Annotated in this window: 3 protein-coding genes; 1 reads left to right on the plus strand and 2 read right to left on the minus strand. The window is 69.2% G+C overall.

Annotated elements, in window-relative coordinates:
- Nucleotides 1–1,369, plus strand: a 1,369-nt coding sequence (locus tag A9X05_RS20055) for a bifunctional diguanylate cyclase/phosphodiesterase (RefSeq protein WP_156736855.1), incomplete at its 5' end; no start/stop codon positions are given.
- Nucleotides 1,370–1,373: 4 nt separating this feature from the next.
- Here the strand turns inward: A9X05_RS20055 and A9X05_RS20060 are convergent.
- Nucleotides 1,374–2,405 (minus strand): LLM class flavin-dependent oxidoreductase, encoded by a 1,032-nt coding sequence (locus A9X05_RS20060; RefSeq protein ID WP_067750004.1) that lies wholly within the window; start codon nt 2,403–2,405, stop codon nt 1,374–1,376.
- 116 nt (nt 2,406–2,521) lie between these two features.
- A partial coding sequence (locus A9X05_RS20065; RefSeq protein ID WP_067783654.1) for an FAD-binding protein occupies nt 2,522–3,273 on the minus strand: 752 nt, incomplete at its 5' end.

The following is a 3,273-nucleotide window of genomic DNA, read 5'->3' on the forward strand; positions in this document are numbered from 1 at the left end:
GAGCTTCCGGGACGTCAGCATGCTGGCCGAGAGCCACAAGCAAGCCATGACCGACGAATTGACCACGCTGCCCAATCGGCGGTCCCTGGCGACGGCCCTGACCGCGCTGTCGGCTTCGGCGTCGTCGGGGCGGGCGTCATCGCGGCGTGCGCTGCTGTTGCTGCACCTGCACAAGCTGCGGGAGATCAACGACTCGGTCGGCAGGCACTTCGGCGATGAGCTGCTGTGGCGCGTCGCAAACCGCCTCGCGCGCAACGTGCGTCGCGACGATCTGCTGGCGCGCGTGAGTGACGAGGAATTCGCCATCCTCCTCGGCGACGGATCCGACCTGGTCGCGGCGCGCGCCCAGGCGGGCCGGTTGCTCGAAGGCATGAGCATCCCGTTCGAACTCGATGCGATCAGCGTGGAGATCGACGCCTGCATCGCCATCGCCCTCTACCCCGACCACTGCGACCACCCCCAGGAGCTGTTGAATCGCGCCGAGGCGGCGGTCCCGCACGCCAAGTCGGCCGTCAGCAGGATCGCGGTGTACGAGTCGGCCTACGAGGCCGATCGCGACCACGATCCCAACCTGGTGCGGGAGCTGCGCGCCGCGCTGAACGACGGCGACCAGTTCACGCTGCACTATCAGCCCAAGGTCAACGCGAACGACAGCGTCCACAGTGTGGAGGCGCTGCTGCGCTGGCAGCATCCCACCCGCGGGCTGCTGCTGCCGGAGGCGTTCCTGCCCGCCGCGGAGCGCGCCGGTTTGATGCGCGCGGTGGCCCATCGCACGATCAACCTGACGCTCGAGCAGATTCGGTCCTGGCGCGAGCAGGGCATCCCGCTGACAGTCGCGGTGAACCTGTCGACGGCGAACCTGCTCGACCTCGACCTCGCGGTCACCATCGAGCGGCTGCTGCGGAACCACGGCTTGCCTCCCGAGGCGCTGATCGTCGAGATCACCGAGAGCGCACTCGTCGACTCCGAGCGGTCCCGCGACACCGTCGCCGCCCTGCGGCTGCTGGGCGTTCGGATCTCGCTGGACGATTACGGCACCGGGTGGTCGTCGCTGGCCCGCCTGCAGGATGTGACGGTCGACGAATTGAAGCTCGACCGGCGATTCGTCGCGCGCCTGGCCCAGGACCCCCGGTCGGTGGCCATCGTCCAGTCCACCGTGGACCTGGCGCAGAACCTGGGCGCCGACCTCGTCGCCGAGGGGGTGGAGGACGAGCTGACCCTGAGCGCGCTGCGCGGTTGCGGCTGCACCATCACCCAGGGCTTCGTGCACAGCCCGCCGTTGCCGCCGGACGAACTGCGGCGCTGGATCACCAACAGGAGCGCCATCGCGGGACCGGTCGACTCCGAGCGGTCGGGCGTGACGGACTGAGGAGCTAGAACAACTCCTTGGCCAGCAATTCCAGCGTCGCGACCCGCGCCGGCGCGGTAGCCGGGTCGGTGCCTCGGTGGGCCGATGCGACCGGGTGGACCATCACCTCGTCGACGTCGAACCGTTGCGCCAGCGCCCGCAGCTGTTCGGCGGCCTCGGCCGGCGTACCGAGGACCGCCCGGCGCAGCCCACTGTCCACGATGAGCCGCTGTTGCGGCGTCAGCTCGGCGCCTTCGGCCTCCTCGACGAGCGGCACCGGGCCCAGGGGCTGCCCGGTGCGCAGCTTTGCCATCATCTGCAGGTTGGGCAGCATCAATGCCGTTGCCTCGTCGTGGGTTTCGGCCACGGCGGCGTTCACCGTCAGGAACGTCACCGGCTCGGGCGTGAGCTTGCTCGGCCTGAACCTCGAGCGGTACACCTCGAGCGCCTCCTCGGTTCCCTGGCCGGAGAAGTGGTGTGCGAACACGTACGGCAGCCCCTTGGCGGCGGCCAGGTGCGCCGAGTACATCGACGACCCCAGCAGCCACAGGCGTGGTTCGCCGGCCGCGGCCGGGGTGGCCTTGAGCCGGTAGTCCCCCGAGCGCAGCGGCACCACGACGCCGCGCGCGCTCATCAGCGCCGCCACGTCGTCGAGGTATTCCGGGAAGTTTTCGATGTCCTCGTCGCCGCGGCTACCACGCAGCGCGTAGGAGGTCACCGGATCGGATCCGGGCGCTCGGCCGATGCCGAGGTCGATGCGGCCGGGGGCGGCGGCTTCCAGCAGCGCGAACTGCTCGGCCACCGCCAGGGGCGCGTGATTGGGCAGCATCACGCCGCCGGACCCGAGGCGCAGCTGCGTGGTTTGCGCGGCCAGGTAGGCGATCAGGACCGGCGGGCTGGTGGCGCCCACGGACGGCATGTTGTGGTGCTCGGCGACCCAATAGCGCGTGAAACCCAGCCGATCCGCGGCCTGGGCCAGCTGCACGGTGGCCGCCAGCGCATCACGGGTCGTCTGGTCGGTGCGCACCGGGACCAGGTCGAGGACGGAAAGACGCACGTTCGCGTCAACGCCTTCCGGCCCACGAACGTTCCCGGCCTCCTCGCGAGCAGACACAAAATCGCACGCCCGCCCGGCGTGGCGGGCGACTTTGCGTCTGCTCGGCCGAAGGACTGTCAGTAGTCCTTGAGGGTGATCGAGCTGACGATGCGGTCGAAGACCTCCTGCGGAATGGGCGCCCCGCCCGGGATGTTGTCGACGACCAGCCATTGGTTGCGCTTGACGTAGTCGTTGAACTCCTTGTGGTAGTTGGCGAAGCCGAGTTCGTAGTCATCACCCGCGGCGGCGAGCTCGCCGGCCAGGATGTAGGCGCCCAGCAACGCGACGCTGGTGCCCTGGCCCGAGAGCGGCGAGCAGCAATATCCGGCGTCGCCGACCAGCGCGACCCTGCCCTTCGACCAGCGGTCCATCTTGATCTGCGACATCTCGTCGAAGTAGAAGTCCGGTGCGCTGCGCATGTACTCGAGCAACTGGGGACGCACCCAGCCGTCGCCGGCCATCCGCCGTTCCAGCTCGGCGAACTGCGCCTCGGTGTCCCGGTAGTCGATCCGCAGATCGGTTTCCATGAAACCGAGCATGGCCCGGGCCTCGGCGTTGTTGCGGGCGCTGTAGACCCCCGCCATGGTGGAGTCCCCGTAGTGCCAGGTCTGCCAGTAGTCGAGTTCCAGGAAGTTGGGGACGGTGAAGATCGCCGCGTGGGTGCCCAGGCGCTCGATGAACTGTTCCTCGGGGCCGAACACCAACCGGCGCACGTTGGAGTGCAGTCCGTCCGCCCCGACGACCAGGTCGAAGCTGCGCGCGGGGGCACGTTCGAAGGTCACGTTGACGGCCGCGCCGTCGTCGTCCAAGCCGGTGATGGTGTCGTCGA

The sequence above is a fragment of the Mycobacterium sp. E3298 genome, from assembly GCF_001666895.1.
Lineage (GTDB): Bacteria > Actinomycetota > Actinomycetes > Mycobacteriales > Mycobacteriaceae > Mycobacterium.